At 76.4% G+C, this 6,909-nt stretch carries 5 protein-coding genes; 2 read left to right on the top strand and 3 right to left on the bottom strand.

What is annotated here, in order from left to right; genetic code table 11:
* Nucleotides 1–917 (bottom strand): adenosine kinase (locus VGB14_20455; protein ID HEX9995306.1); only part of this gene is annotated, 917 nt, incomplete at its 3' end.
* 67 nt (nt 918–984) lie between these two features.
* Here VGB14_20455 and VGB14_20450 point away from each other — a divergent pair.
* Entirely contained in the window at nt 985–3,585 is a 2,601-nt protein-coding gene (locus tag VGB14_20450; GenBank protein HEX9995305.1) for a M1 family metallopeptidase, read from the top strand.
* Complete coding sequence (locus VGB14_20445) at nt 3,582–4,715, top strand: metallophosphoesterase (GenBank protein ID HEX9995304.1); 1,134 nt, start codon at nt 3,582–3,584, stop codon at nt 4,713–4,715. The genes VGB14_20450 and VGB14_20445 overlap by 4 nt, the downstream gene beginning before the upstream one ends.
* Here VGB14_20445 and VGB14_20440 read toward each other — a convergent pair.
* Both VGB14_20440 and VGB14_20435 read right to left on the bottom strand, forming a co-directional pair.
* Nucleotides 4,693–5,730, bottom strand: a complete 1,038-nt coding sequence (locus VGB14_20440) for an NAD-dependent epimerase/dehydratase family protein (GenBank protein ID HEX9995303.1) — start codon at nt 5,728–5,730, stop codon at nt 4,693–4,695. The genes VGB14_20445 and VGB14_20440 overlap by 23 nt on opposite strands.
* Nucleotides 5,727–6,909: hypothetical protein (locus VGB14_20435; protein ID HEX9995302.1), on the bottom strand; the 1,183-nt coding region annotated here is incomplete at its 5' end. The genes VGB14_20440 and VGB14_20435, both read right to left, overlap by 4 nt.

Raw genomic sequence — 6,909 nt, 5'->3', positions numbered from 1 at the left:
GCGGCCAGCGAGCCGAGCCGCCCGCACGTCGGCAGGTCGAGCCCGGCCGTCAGCCCGTAGAGCACGCCGGAGGCGTACAGGTCGCCGGCGCCGGTCGAGTCCACCACCCGGGCCACGGGGTGGGCGGGGACGACGTGCTCCTCGTCCGCCGTCACCAGCACCGAGCCCTTCTCGCTGCGGGTGAGGCAGGCCAGCTCGCAGCTCCCCCGCACCCGGTCGAGGGCGGCCTCGAAGGAGTCGACCCGGTACAGCGAGCAGATCTCGTCCTCGTTGGCGAACACCACGTCCACGGCGCCCTCGACGAGCTCCAGGAACTCGGCCCGGTGGCGGTCGACGCAGAACCCGTCGGACAGCGCGAACGCCACCCGGTTGCCGGCCGCGTGGGCCACCCGCATGGCCTTGCGCATGGCCTCCTTGGCCACCTCGACGTCCCACAGGTAGCCCTCGCAGTAGGTCACCGAGGCGGCGGCGACGAGGTCCTCGTCGACGTCGTCCGGGCTGAGCAGGGCGGAGATGCCGAGGAAGGTGTTCATCGTCCGCTGGGCGTCGGGGGTGACGAAGATCAGGCACCTGGCCGTCGGCGGCCCCTCGGCGCCGGGCGGCACGTCGTAGGCGACGCCGGTGGCCCTGATGTCGTGGGCGAAGACGGTGCCGAGCGTGTCGTCGCGCACCTTGCCGATGTACGCCGCCCGCCCGCCGAACGACGCCACCCCCGCCATCGTGTTGGCCGCCGACCCGCCCGACGACTCGATGCCCGGTCCCATGTCCCGGTAGAGCGACTCGGCCCTCGCCTCGTCGACGAGGGTCATGGCCCCCTTGTTGAGGTGGTGCCGGGTGACGAACCCGTCGTCGGCATGGCTGATGACGTCCACGATGGCGTTGCCGATGCCGACCACGTCGAAGCGGCGGTCGTGCATGAGGACGACGACCCTAGCCGCCCCCGGTACGCTCACCGGCCAACCCCGCGCCGAGACGAGGACTGCCGTGGCCCACCTGCCGAGCGACGCCGCCACCACCGAGGCCGACTACCGGCTCCCCCGGACCGTCGTCCCCCGCCGCTACGAGATCACGCTCGAGCCCAACCTCGACGAGCTCACCTTCCAGGGGTTCGAGTCGGTGGCCGTCGACGTCGCCGAGCCGGTGGCCGAGGTCGTCGTCAACGCCGCCGAGCTGGAGATCGACGAGGCCTGGCTGGAGGGCGAGGGCGGCGTCCGGCTCGACGCCACCGTCACCCTCGACAAGGACGCCGAGCGGGCCCACCTCGCGCTGGCCGAGCGGGCCGCCCCCGGCCAGTGGACGCTCCACGCCCGCTTCCGGGGCGTCCTGAACGACCGCCTGCGCGGCTTCTACCGCAGCACGTTCACCGACGAGACCGGCGCCGAGCGGGTCATCGCCGCCACCCAGTTCGAGGCCACCGACGCCCGCCGGGCCTTCCCGTGCTGGGACGAGCCCGACCTGAAGGCCGTGTTCGCGGTGACCCTCGTCGTCGCCGACGACCTGCTGGCCGTGTCCAACACGGCGGTCGTGTCCGAGGAGCCGACCGGCGACGGCCGGCGCACCGTGCGCTTCGCCGACTCCATGCTCATGTCCACCTACCTGGTGGCCGTCGTCGTCGGCCCGCTGGAGGCCACCGAGGCGGTCGACGCCGACGGCGTGCCCCTCCGGGTCGTCCACCTGCCGGGGAAGGGCCACCTGGCCCGCTTCGCCCTCGACGTGGGCGCCGCCGCCCTGCGCTTCTACGCCGCCTACTACGGCATCCCCTATCCCGGCGACAAGTGCGACTTCGTGGCCCTGCCCGACTTCGAGATGGGCGCCATGGAGAACATCGGCTGCATCACCTACCGCGAGGTGCTGCTCCTCGTGGACCCGGCGGCCAGCACCCAGCTCGAGCTCCAGAACGTCGCCGACGTCATCAACCACGAGCTGGCCCACATGTGGTTCGGCGACCTCGTGACGATGAAGTGGTGGAACGGCATCTGGCTGAACGAGGCCTTCGCCACGTTCATGGAGATGAAGGCCACCGAGGTCTACGCCCCGGAGTGGGACCGCTGGGTGCACTTCGGGCTGGAGCGGTCGGAGGCGTTCGACATCGACGCCACCGACAACACCCGCCCGATCGAGTACCCGGTGCACTCCCCGGACGAGGCCCAGGGCATGTTCGACGTGCTGACGTACCAGAAGGGCGCGGCCGTCCTCCGCATGCTCGAGCAGTACCTGGGCGAGGACCCGTTCCGTGAGGGCATCCGCCACTACCTCCGCACCCACCAGTTCGGCAACACCGAGACCACCGACCTGTGGGACGCCATCGAGGAGGCGACCAGCCAGCCGACCCGGCGGATCATGGACTCCTGGATCTTCCAGGGCGGCTACCCCGTCGTGCGGGTCGACGCCCCGGCCGGCGGCCGGGTGCTGCGGCTGCGCCAGGAGCGGTTCCGGCTGTCGGCCGCGGCCGAGGTCGAGGCCGACCCGGCGGCCACCGCGCCGCGCTGGTCGGTGCCGGTGATCCTGCGCTGGTCGGCCGGCGGCGTGGTCGACGAGCGCCGCGCCCTGCTCGAGGGCGACCTCCTCGAGCTGGACCTGCCCGGCGAGCTGGACTGGGTGCTGGTCAACGCCGGCGGCAGCGGCTTCTACCGGGTCCGCTACTCCCGGGAGCTGCTGCACCGGCTCGTGTCGTCGGGCCGGGCCGACCTCCAGCCGCTCGAGCGGTACGGGCTGGTGGACGACGCCTGGGCCGCGGTGCTGGCCGGCGACGCCACCGTCGCCGAGTTCCTCGAGCTGGTGCGGGGCTTCGCGGACGAGACCGACCTGTCGGTGTGGCAGCGGATCACCGGCGCCCTGCGGGCCATCGACCGGCTGGCCGACGAGCGGTCCCGGCCGGCGCTCGCCGCCTACGTCCGGGCGCTCGTCGCCCCCGCGCTGAAGCGGCTGGGCGAGCGGGGGGTGGAGGGCGAGCCCGAGCGGACGAGGGAGCTGCGGGGCGTGCTGTTCAACGCCCTCGGCGTGCTCGGCGACGACGCCTCCTGCCAGGAGCGGGCGAGGGAGCTGCACCGGTCCCACCTGGCGTCGCCCGGCTCGGTCGACCCGAGCCTGGCCGCCGCCGCCCTCGCCGTGCTGTGCGAGACGGGCGGGCCGGAGGAGTACGAGATCGTCCTCGGCCGCTTCCTCGACGCCCCGAACCCGCAGGAGGAGCAGCGCTACCTGTACGCGCTGGCCGACTTCGGGCGGCGGGAGGAGTTCGAGCGCACCCTGGACCTCGCCCTCGGCAACCGGGTCCGCAGCCAGAACACGCCGTTCGTGTTCCGGCGGGCGCTGCTCAACCGGCACCACGCCGCGGTCGCCTGGGAGTTCGTCCGCCGCAACTGGGAGCCGCTCGTCGTCAAGGTGCCGCCGAGCAGCATGGTGCGGCTGCTCGAGGGGCTCCGGGGGATCACCGACCCGACGGTGGCCAACGACGTGCTCGCCTTCTTCGCCGAGCACCACAACCTCGTCGGCCAGAAGACCATCGAGCAGGTCCTCGACCGCGTGAAGGTCAACGTGGCCCTCCGCCAGCGCGAGGGCGCCACGCTGGCCGACGCGCTCCCTTGACGGCCCGGCCCACCGGGCCGTCCGTCTTCGCCGTCGAGGACACCGCCGTCCAGGTCACCTGGCGCGGGCTGCGGCCCGGCCGGTGGCGGTTCTCGGTGGCCGGCGCCCCGCCGGTCGCCGTCGACGTGGGCCCCGGCGGGCCACCCGGCGCCGTCGTGGTCGACGGGCTGGCCCCCGGCCGGCCGGGGGTCGTGCACGTGGCCGGCGAGCGCGACTCGTGGTCCCTGCCGTTCACCACCCTGGCCCCGCCGCCCGGCGACCTGCTGTTCCGGCTGGCGACGTTGAGCGACCTGCACGTCGGCTCCCGGCGGGTCGGGCACCTGCCGAGGGTCGTGGACGACCGGGGGTCGGAGCCGTCGGCGCTGCGCTGCGCCAGGGCGGCGCTCGACGAGGCCGTCGCCTGGGGCGCCGACCTCGTGGTCGTGAAGGGCGACGTCGTCCAGGAGGGCACGCCCGCCAACTGGGACGCCGTCGGGCCGGTGCTGGCCTCGGCCCCCGTCCCCGTGGAGGTGATGGCCGGGAACCACGACGTCGGGCGCCGGGCCCGCATCCGGGCGAAGGACGGGGCCGGGCGCTGGGGCCTGCCGCTGGTCGAGGACGTCCGGGTGCTGGACGTGCCCGGCCTGCGGGTCGTGCTCGTCGACACGCCGCTCCCCGGGCACGGCCACGGCCGGGTCGCCCACCGGCGGGCGGCGGTGGCCGAGGCGCTCCGCGACGCCAGGCGCGACGGCCGGCCCGCCCTCGTCGCCATGCACCACTACCTCCAGCGCTGGGCCGTCCCGACGTTCTGGCCGCCGGGCGTGCCCGGCCCCGAGGGCCGCGCGTTCCTCGACGCCGTCGCCGCCGCCAACCCGGCCACGCTCGTGACGTGCGGGCACACCCACCGCCACCGCCGCCGCCGGCACGGCCCGGTCGTCGTCACCGAGGTGGGGTCGACCAAGGACTACCCGGGCACCTGGGCCGGCTACGCGGTGCACGAGGGCGGCATCCGCCAGGTCGTCCGGCGCACGGCCGACCCCGAGGCCATCGACTGGACCGAGCGGGTCGGGACGACCCTCCAGGGGGTGTGGGCGTGGTGGGCGCCGGGGCGGCTCGACGAGCGCTGCTTCACCCACCCCTGGCCGTCGTAGCGAACTCCGCCATCCCGGCCGCGAACGGGACGGCGGCCCGGAAGCCGAGGCGCTCGGCGGCCCGCTCGGGGGAGGCGACCACGTGGCGGACGTCGCCCAGGCGGTAGCCGCCCACCACCTCGGGGCGGGGCGCGCCCGGTCCGAAGGCGTCGGCCAGCGCGGCGGCGAGGTCGCCGACCGTCCTCGGCTCGCCGCTGGCCACGTTGAGCGGGCCGGCGACCGGGTCGGGGGCGGTGAGCGCGAGCACGTTGGCGGCGGCCACGTCGCGGACGTGGACGAAGTCCCGCACCTGGCCGCCGTCCTCGAACACCAGGGGGGCGCGGCCGGCGGCGAGGGCCGACCGGAAGATGGCGGCCACCCCGGCGTAGGGCGTGTCCCTCGGCATCCGGGGCCCGTACACGTTGTGGTAGCGCAGGACGGTCACCGGCGACCCGTGCTCCCGCCCGTAGAGCGTGCAGAGGTGCTCCTGGGCGACCTTCGTCGCGGCGTACACGCTCCTCGGGTCGAGCGGGGCGTCCTCGGTCACCGTCGCCCACGCCACGTCGGCCCCGCAGGCCGGGCAGCGGGGCTCCCACCGGCCGGCGTCGAGGTCGGCCGGGGCGCGGGGGCCGGGGCGGACGTCGCCGTGGGCCGGGCAGCGGTAGCGGCCCTCGCCGTAGACGACCATGCTGCCGGCGAGGACGATCCGGCCCCGGAACCCGGCGTGGTGCAGGGCCCAGAGGCCGGCGGCGGTGCCGGCGTCGTTGTCGGCCACGTAGTCCCTGACGTCGCCGAAGTCGACGCCGAGGCCGACCCTGGCCGCCTGGTGGCACACGGCGTCGACCCCGCCGGCCGTCGCCGCCTCCCAGGCCGCCGGGTCGCGGACGTCGCCCCGCACGTACGCCGCCCCGCCGGGAAGGTGGGCCGGGCGGGGGGCGGCGTCGAGCACGACCACGTCCCGGCCGGCGGCCAGCAGCCCCTCGACGACGTGGGAGCCGACGAAGCCGGCGCCGCCGGTCACCAGCACCCGGCTCACCACGGCGTCACCAGCCAGGCCTGGAGGACGAGGCCGGCGGCGACCTGGGCGGCCAGCCATGGGCGGGCCCGCCCCGCGAGGGCGGCCGTGCCGAGGACCAGCCAGGGCACGAACGGCAGCCAGATCCGCTCCACCTCGCCCACCGACAGGCCGGACAGGTCGGCGGCCAGCACGGCGGCGGCCGCCGCCCCGGCGAGCAGCCAGAGCCGGCGGTCGCGCAGGGCGGCCAGGCCGGCGGCGGCGGCCGGTCCGGCCGCGAGGGCCACGGCGGCCGGGTTGCCGGCGAGCGCGAAGTAGGCGGCCGGGCGGCGGGCGGCCACGCCGGCGGCGTACAGGTCGCGGGTGGCGGCCAGGCCGTCGAGCCACCAGAACCCGGCGGCGGCCACGGCGAGGAGGACGGCCCCGCCGGCGCCGGCGGCGACGGCGAGGGGGCGGGCCCGGCGGCGGGCGGCCGCCACGACCACGGGGACGAGCAGGAGCGGCGCCGCGCCGTACGTGAGCAGGAGGGCGCCGGCGAGGACGGCGCCGCCGGCGGCGGCGAGCCCGTCCCCGGCCCGCCCGGACCGGCCGGTGGCGACGACGACCAGGGCGACGCCGGCGGCGGTCACGCCGGCGAAGAGGGCGTCGGCCGAGGTCGCCACCCACACGGCGGCGGGCGCGACCGCGAGGAACGGCGCCGCCGCCCTGGCCGCCCCCTCGCCGGCCACCTCCCTGGCCGCCACCAGCGCGGCGGCGACGGCCAGCCCGCCCCCGGCCAGCACGAGCGCGGCCGCCCACCCGCTGCCGCCGAGGCCGAGGCGGTCGAGCCCGGTGAGGAGAAGGACGAGGCCGGGCGGGTGGGCCTTCACGTGGGTCGGCAGCACCGGCAGCAGGTCGGTGAAGTGGGCGAGGAACCAGGCCGGGTCCGACACCTTGGGCACGACGGCGAGGTACTCGTACTTCTTCGGCTCCAGCGGGCGGGTGAGGTCGCCGAGGCCGGCGAGGACGACGGCCCACCCCACCGCGACCGCGCCCGCGCCGCCGGCGACGGCGGCCCACGGGAGCCGCCGGGCGGCGACCGGGGCGGCGGCGACGAGCGCCCCGCCGGCGAGCACGGCCCACCAGAGCCGGGCCTCGGGGTGCCACAGCCAGGTGCCGACGACCGGCGCGGCGCCGACGGCGAGGCGCTCGTCGGCGGCG

This window comes from Acidimicrobiales bacterium (assembly GCA_036399815.1).
In the GTDB taxonomy this organism is placed as follows: Bacteria; Actinomycetota; Acidimicrobiia; order Acidimicrobiales; family DASWMK01; genus DASWMK01.
Note: the sequence above shows the minus strand (reverse complement) of the source record. Positions and strands in the feature narration are given on the sequence as shown.